We start from the raw sequence: 21,879 nt of genomic DNA on the forward strand, positions 1-21,879 counted from the left end.
ATATAAAAATGACGTAAATAAACACCTTGCAAGGAGAGCATATGACTCAGACCAACCTAGCTACCCCGACCAATGCTATGCCCAAAGGACTGCTGAAAGGCTGGATCCTTATTCTTGTCGCAGCCATCGTAGCCTATGGCTTATATCTTTACCTGCCCTATGACCAGAATGCCAATAAAGGACTGGCACTTTTAGCCTTTATCGGTATTTTATGGCTGACTGAAGCCATTCATATCACGATTACAGCTTTACTCGTCCCTGTGATGGCAGTATTACTGGCCATGCCAATGGCCTCTGGTGAAGAACTGGTTCCGATTACCACGCAAGCCGCTTTGGCCACTTTTGCCGATCCTGTCATTTTCCTGTTTTTTGGTGGTTTTGCGCTAGCAACGGCGTTGCATATCCAGAAACTGGACCGGAAAATTGCCATGTGGATCATCTCCATGTCCAGAGGGCATCTGGGTATTTCTGTACTAGCGATTTTTGTGGTGACAGCGCTTCTGTCCATGTGGATTTCCAATACGGCGACTGCTGCCATGATGCTGCCTTTGGCTCTGGGTTTGCTTTCACATCTGGATGTCAGCAAGGATCGTAAAACTTTTGTCTTTATCCTGCTCGGCATTGCCTATTCAGCCAGTATTGGCGGACTGGGCACCATGGTCGGTTCACCTCCGAATGCCATTGCCGCCAAGGCACTTGGCTATGATTTTGCCGACTGGATGAAAATCGGCTTGCCGATGATGTTCATTATTCTTCCCGCCATGCTGGTCAGTTTATATCTGGTACTACGTCCAAAACTAAATCATAAAGTACAATTTGTGACCGAAGATATTCCTTGGACCAGAACCCGTATAGCCACCATGATCCTCTTTCTTTGTACTGCAATTGCCTGGATTTTCAGTAAAAAATTCACTGAAATTTTTGGTATTTCCCAGCCGGATACCTGGATTGCAATTTCGGCTGCCTGTATGGTTGTGATTCTGGGTACCGCAAGCTGGAAACAGATTGCAGAAAATACTGATTGGGGGGTGTTATATCTATTTGGTGGTGGTCTGACCTTGAGTGCCATTCTAAAGGATTCAGGCAGTTCGCTGGTACTGGGTCAAACTCTGGCCAATGCCTTTGGTGATACCTCCCCGCTGATGATTATTTTTGTAGTCGCTACTTTTATTATCTTCCTGACTGAATTTACCAGTAATACCGCTTCGGCTGCCCTGCTAGTACCAGTATTTGCCGCAATTGCGGATCAGATGGGAATGCCCAAAGAAATTCTGGTGATTGTCATTGGCATTGGCGCCTCGTGTGCCTTTATGCTGCCGGTAGCGACTCCGCCAAATGCGATTGTCTTTGGAACCGGTCATATCCAGCAAAGCGAAATGATGAAAGTCGGTTTTGTACTGAATATCATGTGTATCTTTATTATTTCACTGTTTATTTACTGGTTCTTTATTTAATCATTAAAGTTTTTAAGCATTACACCACCCACAAAGCACACTCCGGTGTGCTTTGTCGTATTATTCGCCTATATTTTGAATTTTCTCCTCATCAAAAATTTGTATGCTTTTAAAAATGATAAAGATAAAGTCCCTATATTAAAAACAGCAAAAAGTGGCAAACACATAGTAGACAGGATGTTTCACTTAATCTCTCAACCGATCCAGAATTCCCCTTGGAAAATGACATTTAAACTCGCGCTTGCACCTCTGATCATAGCTGTAATTTTATTCCCTTATGCGCTATTTCATGAAGCCAGCTCTGGGATTTTCTCCATTTTCAAGAGCCTGTTTTCAGCGCTTTTTATTAGCTTTTTTGTCTGCCTGACTTACTGGATGATGGTCTTCCCTTTCCTATTAGTGACTCACCTGCTGCTACGCCATTATCAGCTGTTTAATATCCTCACGATTTTACTAAGCTGCATACTGGGAACCCTGATTCTGGCCTACATCTCGCATCCTCCAAGCGAAGCTTTGAGTACTCATTTTTTGTTTCTGCTGTATTTTTCCCTGACGATGGCACTGTTTTACAGTTTTCTCAGCTGGCAAGCCGACCAGACCTGATCAGGCATGGTCGCTTATATTCCATTTTAATCCGGTTTTAAGCTTTCATTTTAAAATGATTCAGTTCCTGATTCAGTGCGGCAATCATGTCTGCCCGACTGATAATTCCCACCAATTTCTGCTCGCTCACCACCGGAATATAGTTGAAGGAACGCTCGACAAAATACGGAACCAGATCCTGAATCGGCTGTAAAGGCTGTACCGTAATCACCTTACGGGTCATGATATGTTTGACCTGATGCTCCCAGCTGCTACGGACATCGGCAGCGCGTTTGAACCATTCCACCACCTGATACATTGCCAGTGTACCGACCAGTTGTTCATCGGCATTAACGACGGGCAGGCTCATCAGGTTCATCTGCTTGAATTTGTCCAGTGCGTGCTGGATATCATCATTTTCATGCAACGTTGCCACATCCTTCGTCATAATATCCTGGCAGCTAAATTCATGCACTGCACGCGCATTGGCGCGGTTTTGTGCCTCCAGAATAATTTTTTGCAGGTCATATTCACTGATATCCAGCAACTCGGTGCGCTGATCCAGCACTTCCTGAATATCCTGTGGTTGAATCGTGACTTTCTGGGTCGGCGTCGGATCCTTGGAACGAGTATTTAGTTGAGCTTGCTGCGGATAATCCTTGCCAATCATCCGGTTAAAGACAATGGCAATTACCATCAGTAAAATTGAATTGAGTAGTACCGGATAAAATACAAAGGCATAACCCAGTTCATGCACCGGCTGGCCACCCAGCACTGCAGTAATCGCTACGGCGCCACTCGGTGGATGCAGGGAATCCGTGGTCATCATCAGGACGATCGCCAAGGCCACGGCTACACTAAAAGCCTCAGTCGGACTAGCTATGAATAAAGCGCAACTCACGCCAATCACGGCAGCAATGGTATTTCCGACCAGAATATTCCAGGGCTGTGCTAGAGGACTGGCCGGCACAGCAAACAGCAATACCGAAGATGCACCCATCGGGGCAATATACCAGGCTTCAAAATCCCCCAGAATCCATAAACTCAACAAGGACGAAACCACCAAACCCAATAGTGCGCCAGCTCCACAGAGCAACCGGTCTTTGAGTGGAAGGACTTTGAAATTCGGTTTTAAGGTATTGAGCCAGTCGAGATGGGAGTGAAACACAGTGCGCCTGATCTTATTGTTCATAGATTTTGGGCATTATAGAGCCAAGCCAGATGAAAGGCATCTGTGTTTTACATCTTTTCATCATGAGTCGATCGAAGCTTTTTAAAACCATAATAATCTCGCTCAGCTTGAAAATACTGATCCTGTTTTTTTTGCAGAACAACCGCTCCCCTATCAATCGCCATTGAAATGGAAAAACCCTTTGTAACCATTTTGCTTAGTATATTTCCAGAACATTTTTATTGTGGCCTGCCTATTCATTCAGGTTTGATCAGGGGCTGGATTTTTAACAGCTCAACCTGACCATAATAGGTTGAAAATGCCACATCCCCGGCATCGACTCCAGTGCCGATCCGAATAAGATTTTCGACCGGCGCCAGACGGGTCGGATCAAACTGCACCCAGCCACCGTCCAAATACGCTTCAAAAATGGCATGAAAATCGGGTAGAAACTTTTCAATTTCCACATAACCGACCACCATGCGTGCCGGAATTCCCAAGGCACGGCACAGGGCAATACCTAAATGGGCAAAGTCACGGCATACCCCTGCGCGATGCACCAGTACATCTGTGGCAGTGGTGAACTGGTCAGAACTCCCCGACACATAAAAAATATTGTTATAAATCCACTGTTCAATCGCCTTGACACGCGTATAGCCTGGTGTCATCCAGCCAAATGAGCGTTTCGCCATTTCCAGCAATAAATCCGAATTGCAATAACGGCTGGCCAGCAAATAAGGCAATACTTCATCGGGCAGCTCAGGAATAGTCACTTCTTTCAGACCTTGCTGCAGCTCAAGAGAGAGGCCCGGTTGACGAACCACTGTCGCCGTATAATTCAGCTCAAAAGCCTCACAGGGTTCGACCTGTAGCCGAACATGACGGTTTTGATGCTGCGCATCCTGAAATTCATGCCATGTTACGGGCAGATTAAAGCTGAGTTTTTCTTCAAGAATCTTCTGATCGGAATGATGTGCCGCCTGAAGCATAAAAATAAATTCTGTCGGTTGTACGACCTTGTATTTTAAATGGCATTGAATTTGGTAAGTGGTCATGAAGTTCCTTATTTTTAAGCATTATTATATTGCGTGAATATTAAACTAATTTAAGAACGACAATCGTATAAGATCCGTTGAACTTTATGACTCTCCAGTGAACAGGATGCCATATATCTGATTTATTCCTGATTTTCAGATCAGCCTGTATCAACCAGCAAAGCCAAAATCGCAGTAAGCCTCTAAATGACGCGTATCCTTTAAGCCTGTTTTATTTTTTTCAGAAAAGTATCCCTACATTAACCCTTTGCCACTCCCCTGCAAAGTCCTTATAATTGAGCACAATTTTTCTCTAATTTTAAGTGGATGACCATGAGTCGCGCCATATCGCATATTGATACCTTCCAAGGCTTAATTCTTGCCTTACAAACTTACTGGGCGGAGCAAGGCTGCGTCATTTTGCAACCTTATGATATGGAAATGGGTGCAGGGACATTCCACACTGCGACTTTCCTTCGTGCGCTGGGTCCTGAAACCTGGAATGCCGCTTATGTCCAACCATCACGTCGTCCGAAAGATGGCCGTTATGGTGAAAACCCGAACCGTTTGCAACATTATTACCAATTCCAGGTTGTGCTTAAGCCAAACCCGGACAACATCCAGCAGCTTTACCTAGACTCATTAAAAGCGATCGGTATTGATCCTTTAGTTCACGACATTCGTTTCGTAGAAGACAACTGGGAATCTCCAACACTGGGTGCTTGGGGCTTAGGTTGGGAAGTATGGCTCAACGGTATGGAAGTGACTCAGTTCACTTACTTCCAGCAAGTCGGCGGTGTTGAATGCTACCCTGTGACTGGCGAAATCACGTATGGTCTTGAGCGTCTTGCCATGTACTTGCAAGGTGTAGACTCAGTTTACGATTTGGTTTGGACCAAAGGTCAGTTCGGTACGGTGACTTATGGCGATGTGTTCCATCAAAATGAAGTGGAACAATCGACCTATAACTTCGAATATGCCAACGTTGAAAAAATGTTTGAATTGTTCGATTTCTACGAAGCTGAAGCAACACGTTTGATCGAAGCGAAACTTCCACTTCCTGCATATGAGCAAGTCGTGAAAGCATCACACAGCTTCAACTTATTGGATGCGCGTGGCGCAATTTCTGTGACTGAACGTCAGCGTTACATTTTACGTGTACGTACTTTGGCACGTTCTATCGCAACAAGTTATGTAGCAGCACGTGCGGAACTTGGTTTCCCAATGGCTGAACCTGCATTACGTGATGAAGTGTTGGCACAATTAAAAGCGCAAGTTGAAGCAGAAGCGAAAGAAGCAAACAAGGAGAGCAAATAATGTCTAAACATACCGTTTTGTTCGAATTGGGTTGTGAAGAACTTCCACCAAAAAGCCTGAAAAAATTACGTGATGCACTACATGCAGAAACCGTTAAAGGCTTAAAAGATGCTGGCTTAGCGTTTGATTCGATCGAAGCTTATGCAGCACCGCGTCGTCTTGCACTTAAAATCGTCAATGTTGATGCTGCACAAGCAGACACACAAAAACGTTTTGACGGCCCTGCCAAACAGGCAGCCTTTGATGCTGAAGGCAACCCGACGAAAGCACTTGAAGGCTTTATGCGTGGTCAAGGCATCACGGTTGATCAAGTATCAACTTTCCAAGCAGGTAAAGTTGAAAAAGTATGCTATTTAAAAGATGTCAAAGGTCAAAGCCTTGACGTTTTATTGCCACAAATTTTACAAAATGCATTGGATAATCTTCCAATCGCAAAACGTATGCGTTCTGCGGCAAGCCGTACTGAATTCGTACGTCCTGTGAAATGGGTTGTGTTGTTGAAAGACAACGATGTGGTTGATGCAACAATTCAAGACCACAAAGCAGGTAACGTCACTTACGGTCATCGTTTCCATGCACCTGAAGCAATCACTTTAGCGCATGCAGACGAATACTTAGCGAAGTTAAAAGCGGCTTACGTTGTAGCGTCTTTTGAAGAGCGTCAAGCCATCATCGATCAACAAGTCAAAGCACTTGCTGATGAAGTGAATGCCATTGCAATTGTCCCTGCGGATCTTCGTGACGAAGTGACTGCACTCGTTGAATGGCCTGTTGCGCTTCGTGCAAGCTTCGAAGAACGCTTCCTTGCTGTTCCTCAAGAAGCATTGATCACCACGATGCAGGACAACCAGAAGTACTTCTGCTTAGTGAACGCTGACAATAAACTTCAACCTTACTTCATTACTGTGTCAAACATCGAGTCGAAAGACCCGACACAAATTATTGAAGGTAACGAGAAAGTGGTTCGTCCACGTTTGTCAGATGCTGAATTCTTCTTCTTACAAGATCAAAAGCAACCGCTTGCATCTCGTAAAGAGAAACTTGCAAACATGGTATTCCAAGCTGAATTGGGTACGCTTTGGAACAAGTCTGAACGTATTGCGAAATTGGCTGTAGCACTTGCGCCTATTACAGGTGCAAAAGCGGAAGATGCTGAAAAAGCGGCGCTTCTTGCAAAATGTGACTTAACTTCTGAGCTTGTGGGTGAATTCCCTGAACTTCAAGGTATTGCAGGTACTTACTACGCACGTCTTGAAGGTGAAAATGCGGAAGTGGCTGAGTCTTTAGGTGAGCAATACTTACCTAAATTCGCAGGTGACGTTTTACCGAAAACCAAAACTGGTACAACCATTGCTCTTGCGGATCGTTTAGATACGCTCACAGGTATTTTCGGTATTGGTCAAGCGCCTACAGGTTCTAAAGACCCATTTGCACTACGTCGTTCTGCAATTGGTATTTTACGTCTGGTAACTGAAAACGAGCTTGATGTTTCAATTGAAGATTTGATCAAACTTGCACTTGCTGCTTATGGCGATGTATTGAAAGATCACGACAAGACTTTGGCAGATGCTGTTGCATTCCTTGAAGGTCGTTACCGTGCGAAATACGAAGACCAAGGCGTTGCGGTTGATGTGATTCAAGCTGTTCAAGCGCTTTCACCAAAATCTCCGCTTGATTTTGACAAGCGTGTAAATGCAGTCAACCACTTCCGTGCCTTGCCTGAAGCGGCTGCGCTTGCTGCTGCCAACAAGCGTGTTGCGAATATTCTTGCAAAAGAAACTGCTCCTGAAGGCGCTGTGGTTGAAGCAAACTTGGTTGAAGATGCTGAAAAAGCATTGTTCGCTGAACTTGCGAAAATTGCGCCTCAAGTTGAGCCATTATTTGCTGCGAAAGATTACACTGCTGCATTGTCTGTGCTTGCTGCACTTCGTGCGCCAGTCGATGCATTCTTTGACGGTGTAATGGTGATGGCAGATGATGCTGACCTGAAAGCAAACCGTTTACGTATGCTTGCTCAACTTCGTGATTTGTTCACAAAAGTGGCTGATATTTCAGTGTTACAGCACTAATAATTTAAAGTAAAAAAGACCGCAAATGCGGTCTTTTTTTACACTAAAAATTATAAATATATGATATAAATAATTGTATTTTTAATAAAAAATCAAAATGATAGACAATAATTTTACAGAAAATATTGAGAGAGACCCCAAAAGACTATCTGATGGAAAAGTAATTTATCCTTGTCTCCTAGAGCCCGGTATTCATAAGATATCTTTGGAAAGTTTGGAAAAAATGGTTCTCAGCCCATTTGAAGAAAAAAGAACACGTTCACATCTATGTAATCGCTTAAGAGTATTAATCCAAGACCTAAAAGCATATCGTGTAGAAATGATCATTTGGATTGATGGCTCAATGTGTTCAAAAAAACCTCATCCTAGCGACATTGATATAGTTTTATTTCTGAATCAAGAAGATCTTAATAAATTATCTGCCGAAAAATATAATGATTTACTCTCACTCCTAGTAAATCGTAATACAATTCGCGCTCGATATGGGTGTGATCTTTATTTTAATTACATGAGCGATGAGGATAAATATCACTATTGGCGTAGTCGTTTTAGTTTCAATCAATTATATGAAGCTAAAGGTTTCATTCAAATTCGAGTAAATCCAAATGAACATCACTACTCTTGAAGAACAAATACATTTAGCTGAAAAAATAATAAAAAAAGATAGTGAAACCTTAGATAAAAATGATCGCTTTAAAGTCGCATCTATCGATTCTTTTAAAGAACATTTAGATAGCCTTAGAAAGCAACTTTATGATCTGCAACTTCGCAGAGAAAAAGAAATTTTAGAAGTTCGCTTCGTAGGTGATAAAGCTCATAATGGCTCACTCCCTTTAATGCTACATGCAGCCTTATCAAAAGGTTTAGCTGAAAGTTTAATTACACTTTCTACGAAGATAAAAACCCCTAAAAAACATGCTGATTTTGTTAACCAGTCCGAGTTAGATCTTCGCTTAGCAAATATTGTATCGGGTTCAACCAAATTTATTATTAGCTTAGATATTCAGCCCGACTTGTTCGGATGGAGTCTATCTCAAAATACTCTCACTTATTGGTTCTCATTTTTTCAAGCATTAGAAAACCCTGAAAATAATCAGGAGATTTTCTCAATGATGGGGAATAAAGGGATAAAAAGTATCAAGTCCATGCTATCAGCTTTAAAAAGTAATAATTTAGACTTTGAACTAAATTGGGATTCTCATCATAACAAAAATCATTACTGGGTAGGAAATTCACAAAAAATCGAAGCTGCATTAAACTTTTTGAATGATTTGGAAATTAAAGAACCATTGATATGCGAAATCTCTGGAGCCATACAAACACTAGATATATCTGGAAAAATAACTATCGTTGACGAAGACAAAAAAAGTTACCGTATACGTTTAGAGAAATCTTTACTTCCTGAAATTGAAAAACTACATATTAAGCAGTTTGTTAGTTTAAAAGTAATGAAGCACATTAGTACTCACCCAACATTTGAAAAAATTGTTGAGAGCTATGAATTTATTGAGATTCTTTAGAGAAAAATTTCAACTATAAACACCGTATTAAATGACCTAAATCCATCATTCTAAAATCGTGAATACTATGGTCATCCTTTTCACAATTCCCTATACTCATCTCAACAACACTCAACAAGAAAGAATCATATGAAATTTAAAGCTCTTATTTTGACGGGTCTTGCGAGTATTGCCCTTTCAGCCTGTACCTCTGCACCAAAAATCCCACAGCTTCAGGTTGGCGTCTTACAGGAAGTCCAAAACCTCGAAGTGGTTCCAGCTACGACCAACAACAAGGCCAAACTGACCAAATTCCTCGATAAATGCGTGATTGAATTCACCGGTGATATTGGCAATAACCGTGTCATTGAACAATGGTCATTTAAAGGCATGACTCTAATCGATGCCGGCTCAGCGACTTTCCAGCGCGACGGTACTAGCACTGCACAAAAATTTGACCTGCACGATGCAGGGGTACAGAAGAACTTTGTCAGCTTACGCGAACATTTCGCCAAAGATGCCCTGACACAATGTGATTAAAAAGATCGCCTTGTTTCTAGTCTAAGAACAGGGCTTTTATTTTGCTAAAAATCAATTCGACACTTGGGCTAATTTCTACTGCCCTTTCTTTAAAAATTACAATATTTCGGCACAGATCAACCTGAAAGCTCTGCACTCTTCACAGGATATTCATTGTTTTTGACCAATTATCCGTTACACTGAAAAACAAACTCAGACCGCACTTAGACGAATTCGAGGTCGATCCATAATGAATATCAAAACCCCAATTATTTTAACGACAGCTTTGATGCTTTCTGTTCCAGCATTTGCACAAACCACGACTCAGTCTGCTAAACCGGTTAAGCCTTATGGTGAAAATCCGAACCTGCTGCATGTCTTTGCTTATAAAGCACAGGAAGGCGTGATTAATACTGCCGAGAAAGTCGGTGAAGCAACGGAAAAAGGCATTGCCAAAATCAAGCCGGGGGTAGACCGGGCCTGGAGCAATACCAAATCTGCAACCTCTGATACACTGCAAAAAGTAGATCAGGGTGCAACTCAGGCAGCCCAACAAACCGGTCAGAAAATCCAGCAGACCAAAGAAGTCTGGCGTGGCAATTCACAGCAGGCACCTATCGTGCAGCAGCCTCTGAGTCAGTCGAGTGCGACACAAACTCCAGGCACGACGCAATCTCAACCCCAGTCCAGCTCAGCTACCAGTTATGCGGTAACCGATTTATAAAAAAAGCCCGTGATGGGCTTTTTTAATTTTTAGAAAATAAAACTATTACCTTGTATCGACGCGATCTATGAATTGACCTGTCGAATCGGCTGACCCTGTTTAAATGCTGCTACATTTTCCACCATCTGATCCACAATCCGTTGTCGTGCATCAACACTGCCCCACGCATTATGCGGTGTCACAATCAGGTTGGGAATCGTTGAATCAAGTAACACATTGCCCTGTTTCGGCGGCTCTACCGTTAAAACATCGGTCGCAGCACCAGCAATCTTGCCTGCACGCAGAGCCTCAGCCAATGCCGCTTCATCAACAATCCCGCCACGCGCACAATTAATTAAAAATGCACTGCTTTTCATTGTCTCCAGTTCAGCATGACTGATTAAATGTCGGGTATCTTCAGTGAGTGGACAATGCAAAGTTAAAAAATCGACTTGAGCAAGCAGCTCGCTAAATGGGATACGGGATGCATCCGCCGGACGATTTGGCAGCGCGGCAATAAGCACTTTCATGCCAAAGGCTTCGGCCAGTTTCGCCACCGCATGGCCCAGTTCGCCATAACCGACAATGCCCAATGTTTTTCCGGCCAGCTCGACAATCGGCGCATCCAGCAAACAGAACTGGCTGGCTTTTTGCCATTCGCCTTGTTGTAACGCACGTTGATAAGACAGGAATGAAGTCGCCAGATTGAGCATCAACATGATGGTATGCTGCGCGACTGCCGAAGTGCCATAAGCCTGACAGTTACACACGACGATCCCTTGCGCTTTGGCCGCCTCAAGGTCGACATTATTGGTGCCGGTTGCAGAGATTAAAATGAGTTTGAGTTGAGGGCATTGCTGAATCGTAGCTGCATCGATCATCACCTTATTCGTAATGATAACATCGACATCAGCTACACGGGATGCAATCTCGGCAGCCGAGGTCGCCGGATACAAAACCAGTGGATCAAATGCGGCATGCAGTGCCTGAAAGTCTAAATCCTGCTGGTCTAAAGAAGCATAGTCTAAATAAACGGCTTTCATGGCTTTTCCCTCAATCCTGTTTGACAATTTATGTCTGTCATTTAAAACAAGTCATTGAGTCTTTTCAACCCGTTTCCAGCCTGATGCAATTAATCCAGCGGTTTATCCATATGATTACGTAGTGACTTGCGGATACGATACACCACATACACGGACAGAATAATCATAAAGATGATGGACGCACTGACCATGATCACTGCAGGATGCACAGTTTCTGCATGTGCCAGATTAGGTAGAATCAAACCGAAGATAAAACATACTTGCATCATCCGAGTCGCTTGCATCATAGAGATCCCCTTCTTCGTTTCAACCATCGGGAACGATATAATTGGTTTATTATTTATACCGCTTATCTCTATATTATGCCAAGCTCATCACAAGTCAAGTAATTGTTTTTTATAAAAATTTTATTTAATTTATCTCGCTGTGCGTCACAAACTGCGTATTTTTGTCACTATCGTTGATAAAAGCAGCAGCACCATACTCATTGGTACTCAGATTCAGCTGCTTATAGCTAAACATATAAAAATCGCTATAACGCTTCATTAAAATCGGGTGCATACCCAGACTGAGCTCATCCTGTTCCTTGATCAGTTTCATGATATGCCGGTCGTTCATCACCACCAGATAACGTTCATCATTCAGGTTAATGCTCAATAAGCCATTACCTTTGGCATAAATCGGAATCAGGAATTTATGGTTCAGGGCAATTGCGCCTTCTGCATAACTTTCGATTTTATGGCTGATGACATTAAATACCAGACCATGCCCATACTGGTCCAACAGCAACTGACGATTTTCCTGCGGCAAATTCACATGAATGCCCAGTTTGAGCAGGTCATGCTGATCAACCTGTTTATTGCGTAACAGTTCCCGCAAAATCACCTGTTTCTGGCTGGCATCAAAAAACTGGTTATCCAGTTGCAGATCGTTATTTTTCAGAATGTGCCCCAAAGCCATGCGGTGTCGTGGCAAGACATTTTCAATCACCTTACGATAATAGAACTTGCTGTTTTTCTTGACCCGACGCATTTTCTGGTAGAAATAACTCGGCTCATAGTCATGTACCAAAAAGTCATAGAGCAATTCGGAACTGGCCAAAACTGCGATCGCATCATGGCCGGTAAAAGGCAAATGCAGCACATGATGATGTGGGATTAGTGCCTCTAATTTCAGATAATGGGCACGATCTTCGGCACAGTAGGGATCATACACAATAATATATTCACAGGCGTTGTCGATATCTTCGGCCGCAACCCGCATATTGGCATTCAGCTCTGGCTGATAGAACATGTTATAGCGGGCATCATGTACATCTTCCGGATCAATCGAATATTGCGGCACCATCGCCACCACCCGTTGCACGCCCAAGGCACGGGAATATTTGATCGCGGCATAGCCACCCATCGAACCGCCATACGCAATACGCTGCTGAAACGGCGCAATCAGATCTGCGATGGCTTGCAACATGTTCCACATGGAACCTTGCGGAAACCAGGATTTATGCTTGGGCATAATACCAAGCACATTAAACTCGAATTTCGCCAGTGACTTTTCTGCATTGATGTTGAGGCCCTTGGCACGGGTAATCAAATCGCCAAATGAAAAAATCAGTTCTGAAGAAGAGCCCGGCATAAAAATCGCGCGTATATGTTCATCTTCAAAAACAATCTGCTTGTCCATAACTTTCCCGTGCTGGTAAATCGAACCCTTCCACAACAATTCAGTCAATGAACGCTGTCAAAAAAGTGAATATGCTATTTTATATCGATCAAAAAGATTAAAAAGCGCAAAATATGACACAATCATTACATCCTGCAGCAAAACGGGGTTTTAGTGCGTCGGCTGAGCTCTATCAGCAAGTGCGTCCCGACTATCCGGCAGAAATCAGCCAATGGCTGAGTGAAACGCTGGCTTTGCCTGTAGATGCGCATCTTCTGGATTTGGGCAGCGGCACCGGCAAGTTTATCCCCTATTTACGCCCGCTCAGTAAGCACATTATCGCAATTGATCCTGTCCCGGAAATGCTGGCTCAATTAAAACAGGCGCATCCGGACATTCATGCAATTGAAGGCGTTAGCCATCAACTTCCCCTGCCTGATCATAGCCTGAATGCGGTATTTTGTGCACAGTCATTTCACTGGTTTGCCGATTCTGCTACCTTACAAGAATTAGATCGGGTACTCAAACCGCAGGGTTATCTGGTGTTAATTTGGAATCAGCGCGATACTCGGATCAACTGGGTTCAGGCCTTGGCCGATTGTATTGCCCCCTTGGAAGGCGATACGCCGCGCTATCATAGCGGCACCTGGCGCGAGGTCTTTGCACAGCAAACGCTATTTCAGCCCTATGCAGAAACCACAATGACCCAGCAACAGCATGGCAGTGTCGAGCAGGTGGTATCCAAGCGGCTGCTCTCGACCAGTTTTATTGCAGCCATGCCTGAACAGCAGCAGGCACAGTTAAAACAACAATTTGAACAGATCATCCAGCAATATACAGCCAAAAGCGCAGAGGAAATGATCGATTTTCCTTATGTCACCCATATCTATGTGTTCAAGAAAAGTAATTAAAAACAGGAGGCGATCATGCATAAAATACCAGGAATGACACGAACGCTGTTGTTCGCTGCGGCCATGCTGCTGATGGCATGTGACCAGAAAACGACCGAAACTCCGACTGAAGCGACAACAGATAATACGGCTTCAGATCAAGTCATGCAGGAACTGAAAACCGAGCCACTGAAAGACTTCCCTAAAACTGCTGATGATCCGCATGATATTGCTGCATTGACAGATTATGAACAGCGCTTTCAGGAAATGAGCAGCGACTTGGAAAAAGAATTAAACAGCATGCGCGATGATGAAAATATGACAGAAGAATTTGTCCAGCAACGTCAGCGTGATCATGTCCAGTCAGCATTGAATATGTTGAAGGCTTTAGAACTGAAAACCGAACAGGGCCGTTATATTCAGGGCTTAATGTATCAATACTGGGAACATCAGGACCAATTGCTCAATACTCCCAAGACTCAAGCTACACCCGTGAATGAAGCCAGTGAGAATGTCAAAGGTCTAGGGAAATATCTACACGCCCAAGAACAACTGGAACGCTGGCGTTCGCAATATCCGGATCTCGCCAAGAAAGAACCAGCTTCCCGGCAAGTGAAGGAATAGTCTAGGATGCTAGATTGGCACACAGCTTAGATAAAATACAAAAATAATCTAAGCTGAACTGGCAGCTTTAAAACAGCGTGAATGAACAAGGCCGGATCTGTTGAGTCTGCATTCAGTATAAATACTAGATCATCCTAGCTATAAAATGACTTAGTCTGCTGTCAGAAACTGATGCACACCTTCACCCGCTGCACGCCCTGTGGCAAAACAGGCTGTCAGTAGATAACCGCCGGTCGGTGCATCCCAGTCCAGCATTTCTCCGCAAAGAAATACATGTGGGTTAGATTTCAATTGTAGCTGTTCTGACAACACTTCACGCTTGACACCACCTGCACAGCTAATCGCCTCTTCAATCGGGCGGAAACCTGTGAGTGGAAGGGTCAAATGTTTAATTTTTTTGGCTAATTCAGCAGCATCTTGCCATACCGCTTTGGCTACCAATTCCCGTACTAAGGCCGCCTTGGCACCGTCCAATCCGGCTTTACGCCAGACATTACTTAAAGACTGCTTCTTACTTGGCTGTAATTTTTGTGCAAGCTGTTCGATGCTTTGATTTGGGAATAGGTCCAGATGCAGCTGCATAGGCTGCCCCTGTTTTAGTTGCTCGCGTAAGCCACGACCCTGCTTATAGATCAGACCACTTTCCAGACCATAATGACTGATCACGATATCGCCAATGGTTTTTTCACCTTGCCCAACCCATGCCTCGACACGCTTTAAAGGTTGACCAAAGACTGGCTGCATAAACTGAGACCAAGGATATTCCACTCCAGCATTACTGGCCTGAAATGGCTCAATTTCATCCGGTTTCAGCCAGGCTTGCCATGCCCCATCACTACCCAACGCTGACCAAGACACTGCGCCACAAGCCAGAATAATGGCATCAAAATCTTCAATGCGGTATTCATTATTTTTCAGATCATGCAGTTCGAACTGTTGCTGCTGCAACTGGCTGACTTTATGCCGGTAATGAAACTGAATGCCATCACTGGCCAAACGCTTGAGCCAGGCACGCAGCAAGGGCGCGGCTTTCATCTCTGTGGGAAATACCCGGCCGGATGAACCGATATAAGGCTCAATGCCGAGCTGCTTCATCCAGTCTTGAATCCAGAGTGCATCCCAGCGTTTGATCCAGGGAGACAACCACTCCACCTGATCATAACGTTGTACAAACTGTGGCACAGGCTCAGCATGGGAAATATTCAGACCGGTCTTGCCTGCCATCAGGAATTTACGCGCAGCAGACGGTTTTTGCTCATAGACATGCAGCTCATAACCAAACTGACTGAGCACTTCTGCCGCCATTAAGCCTGCGGGGCCTGCGCCCACAATAGCAATGCGTTTGCTCATCTGCTTATTCCGCGACGGTGGCATTCTGCCCTTGTAAAGGCTGGAAATCATCAAAGCGCGTTACATAACTTTCAGGCTTGCTGATGATCAGTTGCTGACATAATTCGCCACGTTCCAGATATTTAATTTCAAAATGGGTACGTGCCGAATCTGCAGCAATCACTTCTTTGACAAAAGGCAGCTTCCAGAGCTCTCGCACCTGTGTTTCTGCTTCTTCGATATAAGTAGGAATATTACTGGCCAGCGTAATCGTTCCACCGATTTTCAGGCGGGAAAGCAGAAACTCAAAAAATGGCATATTGACCCAGCGCTGTGCCGGATTATGCGGTTCAGGATTTGGATATAAAATAAAGAATTGTTCTACCTGCTGCGGATACAGTGCATGCACGATCCACGGTAAAGCATCGGCATGAACGGTCTGTAAATTAGTTTGACCCTCAACAGCATGCTGTTTTTGCATCGCCAGAAATTTTTCACGGGTACGTTCAATTGCAATCAGTTGAGTGTCGGGATTGTTCTTGCTGAATAACAAGGCATGTTTACCTTTACCCGCTCCCACTTCGACACAGACCGGTTCAGGACTGATGCTTTGAAAATCACGGGGCGCATGCATACGCTGTGCTTGAAATTGACGAATCGGCATAATCAGATCAAACTAATAAAAACCGCATAAGTCTAACAAGTGCGGCTATATTTGCCTAATCGAACCTTTATTTTTCTTTGGAGTTATTGTCATGCCTACCACTTTAAACTGTCCGCGCTGTGGCAAGCTGACCACATGGGAAGATAATGAATTCCGTCCTTTTTGCTCAGAACGTTGCAAAATGATTGATCTGGGGGCTTGGGCCAATGAGGAATATAGTTTGCCTACCCAGGATGCACCACAAGCCGACAACAGCGAAGAATAAAATGTCTTACCTGTCGAGACTTATGTCCGAAAGTACAATCTTGTCGAAATTAAGTAAATAAATCATATGAGTTTTATAAAATTACTTAGATAAAGCAACACGAATTAACATCATTCATAAAGCCTTAGTATTATTGTTCTACTCTAAATTTTCACATTATTTTTAGAGCAATAATATGGGTTATATTATTTTAAGAGTCATATTAATTGGGGTTGGTCTACTCGCACTTCTTTCTTTGGGAGTCGGCATTTTCCAACAAGATAGTTTATTTATTGTATTGGGTGTGCTTTTTGCTTTTGCCGCTTGGCTCATACACATGCAAACGCGACAACTTCGCAATAATCCCTTTTCAGAATAAAAATAAAAGACCAAACTATGTTGGTCTTTTATTTACGCTTTTAACCCGCTTTACCTGCAACAAAAGGATTATGCTGCTTTTCAAAACCAATGGTGCTGATCGGACCATGTCCTGAAATAAATCGGGTTTCATCCGGCAGGCTAAAACATTCACGCTGAATTGAATCTATGAGCTGCTGATGATTGCCACGCGGGAAATCAGTCCGCCCGATTGAGCCTTTGAACAAGACATCACCTGTCCATAACAAGTCATAATTTTTGTTATAGAACATCACGTGACCCGGCGTATGACCTGGTGCAAAACGGACTTCAAATTCTTCATCGCCCAGCTTTAACACTTCTCCGCCTTCAAGCCATTGGGTAACGTCCACTTTTTCTGGAATAGGAAAGCCATAACGTGCCGAAACTTCCTGAATCATGTCCAGCCAAAACGCATCTTCTTTATGTGGGCCAATGACCGGGACTTGCCAGAGCTTTTTCAAAATTCCAACCGCACCCGCATGATCCAGATGGCCATGAGTCAGCCAAAGTGCTTTGACATTCAGCCCTAGCTCGTCAACCGCCGCTAGCAGTTTTTGCGGCTCACCACCCGCATCAATCAAAATGGCTTCTTTGGTGTCCGTATCCCAAATGATGGAACAGTTTTGCTGAAATGCAGTAACCGGAACAATTTTGACTTGTAACATGGGGTGAAAAACCTCGGGCAAGTTAATGAGCAAGTGTCTGTGTCAATGCATCCAGATTAGCCTGTAGCAGACTATTGAGCAATCGCAAATGATCTTCACGGCTATTTAAAGCAGGAATATAACTATAGCTTTCACCGCCGAGTGCTTTAAAAGCCTCGGCATTTTCAATTGCCAGCTCTTCAAGCGTTTCCAGACAGTCCGCGGAAAATGCCGGACTCATCACCTGAATTGATTTCACCCCCTGTTTCGCCCAATCTTCAAGCAAAACATCGGTATAGGGCTTGATCCATTCCTGCTTGCCAAACCGTGACTGGAAGCTGATCGCATATTGATCTTCGCTTAAACCCAGGGCTTTAGCTAACAGCTTACCAGTTATGCGGCAACGGTCGGCATAAGGATCGCCTTTATCGGCATAGGGCTGTGGAATGCCGTGGAAAGACATTAACAATTTTTCTGGCTTACCATGAATTGCCTGATAGTCACGTACACTTTGAGCCAGCGACTGGATAAATAAAGGATGTTGATAATAATCCCGGATCACTGTCAAACCGGGTAAATTGCGCTGTTGAACCACCCATTTCGCCACCGCATCGTATAGAGGTGCGGTCGACGTGGCTGAATATTGGGGAAACAGGGGAAATAGAATTACGTGTTCCTGTGGCTGCGCGGAGACTTGTGCCAAGACATCCTGAATGTTGGGATTGCCATAGGTCATGGCGGGTACCACATTCAGCTCAAACTGCGGATACAGCTGGGTGAGATGCGTCTTGACTGCTGCGACCTGCTCAAACAGAATTTCACGCATCGGCGAATCCTGTCCCCATACTTGCGCATAGGCCTGTGCTACCCGCTTTGGACGGAAGGGCAAAATGAATAAGCGCAGAATGATTTGCCAGATCGGTTTGGGAATTTCAATCACACGCTGGTCAGATAAAAACTGCTTGAGGAAACGGCGTACCGCTGGAATCGTAGGCTCATCTGGTGTGCCCAAGTTTGCCAATATAATCGTCACTTTCGCTTTAGCAGGAGAATACATTCAGTTCGTCCGTCAGGATATCAACCCCTGTACTTTAACAGCTTTTTATTTATTCTCTCTATGGATTAATACGCTGACTTATATTGAAAAGTGCGATCTAAATCCAGCAAGCTGCTGTCCAGCAATTTTTGCGCTTTTGGCGTGATCTGCCACAGCATGCGCTGTCGGTCATCACGACCGGATGGCACAATCCAGTCATTCTGGCGCATTTGAATTTTTAAACTATGCAAGGCACGGATATTCATCTGGGCACGCGCCACTGCATGTGCACGCGGCATCTGTACCCGTGCATCCTGCAGACCGGTTTCATTCAGATATTCATTCATGCGCTTCGAGAAAAATTCCTCAGGGGTCGGATTGACAAAAGTTGAACCCAATAACGCCAACAATTGTGCCCAAGTCAGTTTTTTATGGACTTTGATTTCTTTAAAATTACCATCCTGATAAGCATGCATCCGGTATTCAAAAGAAAAAATTTCATGCATCGCCACTTTGGGCAGGCTCAGGAATGGATCGACTTCTGCAGTTCCGCCATCGCGTTCCAGTTGCGCCACTTTAGCTTTCAGCTGATCAATCTCGTCATGCAGCGCCTGGGTGTTTTGCGGACGCACCCAGCCGGTCACCGGATAGCGCTCCAGCATTTGTGGCATGTTAAAACGCACTGCCATTTCCAGATCGCGCAGGCTGCGGTAAGTAAAAACCTGATCCACTTCCTGCTGTAACAGTTGACGGAATTCCTTGAATTTTTCCTGTAATTCCGGTTTGGCATCATGCAATGCACTTTCACGTGATGCCGGATCATCATGCATAAACACAATAATCGGTTTTTGCTTGGTCACTGCATAAATATATTCGAGATGCATATAGCCGACACCCGATACCGACTGCTCCCCATACTGGCTTCCCAGCAGAATCACGACATAATCACAGTCATCAATCTGGCGGCGTGCAAATGCAGTATTCAGCGGTGTACGCTGTTCCAGTCCCCACGAGAAAAACCCCATTCCTACCAGTGTTTGAGACAGAATGATACGCTCCGGTTGCATTTCTGCCCCCGAGGTTGAGATGAACACTTGGTACCGTTTATCCAGCATGGGCTATCCTCTTCTCCTGTACATTTGCGTAAAAAATGCATCATCACATGCTTCTTTACCCAATATGGCCACCCCAGAATCAAAATATCTTTCTTTTTAAATTATAAAAATGAGTTTTAAACTGCACTCATATTACTGACCTGCCATTTTAAATCGGCCGGAATCAGATGCTGCAAAATCGGTCGGAGCTGTTCAGCATTCTGCCCACTCACCACCAATTCAATTTTCACGCTTTCTTTAGACTCATGCTCAAATAATAACCCATTTTTAATTAAAATTCGGGCCGTTTGTCTTGCAACCGCGAATCCTGAGTCAATTAATGTCAGCTTTTGACCAAAAATATACTGAATTGACGATTTTAGGAAGGGGTAATGTGTACATCCTAATACTAAATAATCAGCGCCTTGATCCACAACTGGTTGTAAAATCTCTTTTAATGTCTGCAAACAGGCTGCACTCATCTGCTCTCCAGCCTCAACAAAAGGCACCAGATCCAGACTGGTCACAGGCAGGACTTTGACTTGAGCCGGTTCGGCAAAACGGGAAATCACATCTTTAATCAGCTGGCCGCGGAAGGTCGCGGGCGTGGCCAATACCGCCACAGTTTTCGACTGGGTATTCAAGACTGCCGGTTTAAGCGCGGGTACTAAACCGATAATCGGAAAGTTTTCACCATAATAGTAACGCAAATAATCCAGACTAAAAGCGGAAGCAGTATTGCACGCCACCACCGCAACTTTACAACCTTGACGATAAAGCCATTCAATCGCCTGAGCCGTCAAGGCACGAATTTCCTGATCATCTCTCGGGCCATAAGGCACATGCGCAGTATCCGCATAATAGACAAAGCGCTCATTGGGCAAATGGCGGGCAATTTCCAGGGCGACTGACAAGCCGCCTACGCCTGAGTCAAAAATGCCAATAGGCGCATCTGCCGTGGCATTGGGCATCGGGTCTAATAACTGGGAAATTGGTTGAATAGCGCTCATAACGTTGCAGGTAGCTTGTTTGAAATTTCTAGCGATCAAGCTTAAACCTCAGGTGCTCAAATGCAAGTCTAAATCACCACTTTTCAAACTTAAAACGGTTTCGCCTGCCGGATTTTCATCAAGCTCTCCCATCTCGACCAGATGTAAAAATGCCGCACGCTGAATCAGGGCATTAATCCCAAAACGCACATGCACATAAGGCCGCAACTCACCTTTGTATTCACGCATAAAGATTGGATGTTCAGCATCAACAACAATCAGGTCTTGCGTGGTCGTGCCCAGTTGCAGATAAATCCTTCCATTAATTTCAACCTGATCGACCTGATTGACAAATAAAGGTTCATCTTCAACTTCGATTTCAATCATTTCTACTGGTGTTTTTAGATAGAATTTATCGTTTTCTTTCCAGAGCACCGTTGCAAACAGGTCAATCATCGGCTGACGCTTGATCAATTGACCTTCGTGCCACCATTCGCCGTTGGCTAAAACCTTGAGATCCATTGTGCCACAATGCTTTGGCTGCCATTGCTCCAAAGGGGGTATTGACCTTTTGTGACTGCCCTGTGCATCTTTTAAGTATTGTGCGATATCCATTAAATTTTTATCATCGGGATAAGTTACTTTTTTCGTCGGATTTGTGCTGGGTACTGGCTTATCCATAGAAGAAGACCTTAATGACGGAAAAATAATATGTTTCAGCCAATTGGCTAAAACCGGCTTTAAAACTATACTAGCCCAGATTATCAAAGACACCAGCATTTTTGTGTCTAGGAACCAAGAACACTTATGGCAGCACCCAATCATATGATTATGGTTGCCACCGAATAGTAATATGAGGAGTCCTACATGGAACACATCGAACGTGAATCGATGGAGTTTGACGTCGTCATCG

At 44.1% G+C, this 21,879-nt stretch carries 24 protein-coding genes; 12 read left to right on the forward strand and 12 right to left on the reverse strand.

Annotated elements, in window-relative coordinates:
* The first annotated feature begins 41 nt into the window (after positions 1-41).
* Both Q9R24_RS11890 and Q9R24_RS11895 read left to right on the forward strand, forming a co-directional pair.
* Positions 42-1,454, forward strand: coding sequence for a DASS family sodium-coupled anion symporter (locus tag Q9R24_RS11890; protein WP_311204586.1), 1,413 nt, complete (start codon positions 42-44; stop codon positions 1,452-1,454).
* A 45-nt stretch (positions 1,455-1,499) separates the two neighbouring features.
* The gene (locus Q9R24_RS11895) at positions 1,500-2,057 is read left to right on the forward strand and encodes a hypothetical protein (RefSeq protein ID WP_311204587.1); all 558 of its coding nucleotides are present in this window, start codon (positions 1,500-1,502) and stop codon (positions 2,055-2,057) included.
* Between the two features lie 37 nt (positions 2,058-2,094).
* Here the strand turns inward: Q9R24_RS11895 and Q9R24_RS11900 are convergent, their stop codons facing one another.
* Positions 2,095-3,204, reverse strand: coding sequence for an HPP family protein (locus Q9R24_RS11900; protein WP_005261676.1), 1,110 nt, complete (start codon positions 3,202-3,204; stop codon positions 2,095-2,097).
* A 260-nt stretch (positions 3,205-3,464) separates the two neighbouring features.
* Positions 3,465-4,262: a transglutaminase family protein gene (locus Q9R24_RS11905; RefSeq protein WP_311204588.1), complete on the reverse strand. Its 798-nt coding sequence runs from the start codon at positions 4,260-4,262 to the stop codon at positions 3,465-3,467.
* A gap of 312 nt (positions 4,263-4,574) precedes the next feature.
* On the opposite strand from Q9R24_RS11905, the gene glyQ reads away from it, so the two are divergent.
* From glyQ to Q9R24_RS11935, 6 genes are all read left to right on the forward strand, one after another.
* Positions 4,575-5,558, forward strand: coding sequence for a glycine--tRNA ligase subunit alpha (glyQ, locus tag Q9R24_RS11910; RefSeq protein WP_004278542.1), 984 nt, complete (start codon positions 4,575-4,577; stop codon positions 5,556-5,558).
* The gene (gene glyS / locus Q9R24_RS11915; RefSeq protein WP_253137616.1) at positions 5,558-7,627 is read left to right on the forward strand and encodes a glycine--tRNA ligase subunit beta; all 2,070 of its coding nucleotides are present in this window, start codon (positions 5,558-5,560) and stop codon (positions 7,625-7,627) included. The genes glyQ and glyS overlap by 1 nt, the downstream gene beginning before the upstream one ends.
* 97 nt (positions 7,628-7,724) lie before the next feature.
* Positions 7,725-8,252 carry a DUF6932 family protein gene (locus tag Q9R24_RS11920; protein WP_311204589.1) on the forward strand — a complete coding sequence of 176 codons (528 nt, stop codon included), beginning with the start codon at positions 7,725-7,727 and terminating at the stop codon, positions 8,250-8,252.
* Positions 8,233-9,147 carry a hypothetical protein gene (locus Q9R24_RS11925; RefSeq protein WP_278357531.1) on the forward strand — a complete coding sequence of 305 codons (915 nt, stop codon included), beginning with the start codon at positions 8,233-8,235 and terminating at the stop codon, positions 9,145-9,147. Before Q9R24_RS11920 ends, Q9R24_RS11925 begins: the two co-directional genes overlap by 20 nt.
* Positions 9,148-9,276: 129 nt before the next feature.
* Positions 9,277-9,666, forward strand: a complete 390-nt coding sequence (locus tag Q9R24_RS11930; protein WP_278357532.1) for a hypothetical protein — start codon at positions 9,277-9,279, stop codon at positions 9,664-9,666.
* Positions 9,667-9,895: 229 nt separating this feature from the next.
* On the forward strand, positions 9,896-10,369 hold the full coding sequence (locus Q9R24_RS11935; RefSeq protein ID WP_311204590.1) for a hypothetical protein: 474 nt from the start codon (positions 9,896-9,898) through the stop codon (positions 10,367-10,369).
* Positions 10,370-10,434: 65 nt separating this feature from the next.
* On the opposite strand, the gene Q9R24_RS11940 is transcribed toward Q9R24_RS11935, so the two are convergent.
* The 3 genes from Q9R24_RS11940 to Q9R24_RS11950 form a co-directional block, all read right to left on the reverse strand.
* A complete protein-coding gene (locus tag Q9R24_RS11940; protein ID WP_311204591.1) occupies positions 10,435-11,391 on the reverse strand; it encodes a 2-hydroxyacid dehydrogenase in 957 nt (318 codons plus the stop codon).
* A gap of 89 nt (positions 11,392-11,480) precedes the next feature.
* The gene (locus Q9R24_RS11945) at positions 11,481-11,678 is read right to left on the reverse strand and encodes a hypothetical protein (protein ID WP_081400832.1); all 198 of its coding nucleotides are present in this window, start codon (positions 11,676-11,678) and stop codon (positions 11,481-11,483) included.
* Positions 11,679-11,802: 124 nt separating this feature from the next.
* A complete protein-coding gene (locus Q9R24_RS11950; protein ID WP_044111796.1) occupies positions 11,803-13,074 on the reverse strand; it encodes a hypothetical protein in 1,272 nt (423 codons plus the stop codon).
* Between the two features lie 113 nt (positions 13,075-13,187).
* Between Q9R24_RS11950 and Q9R24_RS11955 the strand changes: the two genes are divergently transcribed.
* Both Q9R24_RS11955 and Q9R24_RS11960 read left to right on the forward strand, forming a co-directional pair.
* Positions 13,188-13,964 carry a class I SAM-dependent methyltransferase gene (locus Q9R24_RS11955; protein WP_311204592.1) on the forward strand — a complete coding sequence of 259 codons (777 nt, stop codon included), beginning with the start codon at positions 13,188-13,190 and terminating at the stop codon, positions 13,962-13,964.
* Between the two features lie 15 nt (positions 13,965-13,979).
* Positions 13,980-14,567: a hypothetical protein gene (locus Q9R24_RS11960; RefSeq protein WP_085064964.1), complete on the forward strand. Its 588-nt coding sequence runs from the start codon at positions 13,980-13,982 to the stop codon at positions 14,565-14,567.
* 150 nt (positions 14,568-14,717) lie between these two features.
* On the opposite strand, the gene Q9R24_RS11965 is transcribed toward Q9R24_RS11960, so the two are convergent.
* Entirely contained in the window at positions 14,718-15,917 is a 1,200-nt protein-coding gene (locus tag Q9R24_RS11965) for a TIGR03862 family flavoprotein (RefSeq protein WP_311204593.1), read from the reverse strand.
* A gap of 4 nt (positions 15,918-15,921) precedes the next feature.
* Positions 15,922-16,566 (reverse strand): SAM-dependent methyltransferase, encoded by a 645-nt coding sequence (locus Q9R24_RS11970; RefSeq protein WP_311204596.1) that lies wholly within the window; start codon positions 16,564-16,566, stop codon positions 15,922-15,924.
* Positions 16,567-16,651: 85 nt separating this feature from the next.
* Between Q9R24_RS11970 and Q9R24_RS11975 the strand changes: the two genes are divergently transcribed.
* Both Q9R24_RS11975 and Q9R24_RS11980 read left to right on the forward strand, forming a co-directional pair.
* On the forward strand, positions 16,652-16,825 hold the full coding sequence (locus tag Q9R24_RS11975; protein ID WP_004278554.1) for a DNA gyrase inhibitor YacG: 174 nt from the start codon (positions 16,652-16,654) through the stop codon (positions 16,823-16,825).
* Positions 16,826-17,000: 175 nt separating this feature from the next.
* The gene (locus Q9R24_RS11980; protein WP_004278555.1) at positions 17,001-17,183 is read left to right on the forward strand and encodes a hypothetical protein; all 183 of its coding nucleotides are present in this window, start codon (positions 17,001-17,003) and stop codon (positions 17,181-17,183) included.
* 40 nt (positions 17,184-17,223) lie between these two features.
* Here the strand turns inward: Q9R24_RS11980 and Q9R24_RS11985 are convergent, their stop codons facing one another.
* The 5 genes from Q9R24_RS11985 to Q9R24_RS12005 form a co-directional block, all read right to left on the reverse strand.
* The gene (locus Q9R24_RS11985; RefSeq protein ID WP_311204594.1) at positions 17,224-17,868 is read right to left on the reverse strand and encodes an MBL fold metallo-hydrolase; all 645 of its coding nucleotides are present in this window, start codon (positions 17,866-17,868) and stop codon (positions 17,224-17,226) included.
* Positions 17,869-17,890: 22 nt separating this feature from the next.
* Positions 17,891-18,904 carry a ferrochelatase gene (gene hemH / locus Q9R24_RS11990; protein ID WP_311204595.1) on the reverse strand — a complete coding sequence of 338 codons (1,014 nt, stop codon included), beginning with the start codon at positions 18,902-18,904 and terminating at the stop codon, positions 17,891-17,893.
* A gap of 65 nt (positions 18,905-18,969) precedes the next feature.
* Positions 18,970-19,998 carry a DUF4062 domain-containing protein gene (locus Q9R24_RS11995; protein ID WP_005267549.1) on the reverse strand — a complete coding sequence of 343 codons (1,029 nt, stop codon included), beginning with the start codon at positions 19,996-19,998 and terminating at the stop codon, positions 18,970-18,972.
* Between the two features lie 116 nt (positions 19,999-20,114).
* Positions 20,115-20,987: a glutamate racemase gene (murI, locus tag Q9R24_RS12000; protein WP_243475138.1), complete on the reverse strand. Its 873-nt coding sequence runs from the start codon at positions 20,985-20,987 to the stop codon at positions 20,115-20,117.
* A 48-nt stretch (positions 20,988-21,035) separates the two neighbouring features.
* Positions 21,036-21,647 carry a DUF1285 domain-containing protein gene (locus Q9R24_RS12005; RefSeq protein WP_180087200.1) on the reverse strand — a complete coding sequence of 204 codons (612 nt, stop codon included), beginning with the start codon at positions 21,645-21,647 and terminating at the stop codon, positions 21,036-21,038.
* Positions 21,648-21,879: the final 232 nt, after the last annotated feature.

Source organism: Acinetobacter sp. RRD8 (assembly GCF_031844225.1).
In the GTDB taxonomy this organism is placed as follows: Bacteria; Pseudomonadota; Gammaproteobacteria; order Pseudomonadales; family Moraxellaceae; genus Acinetobacter.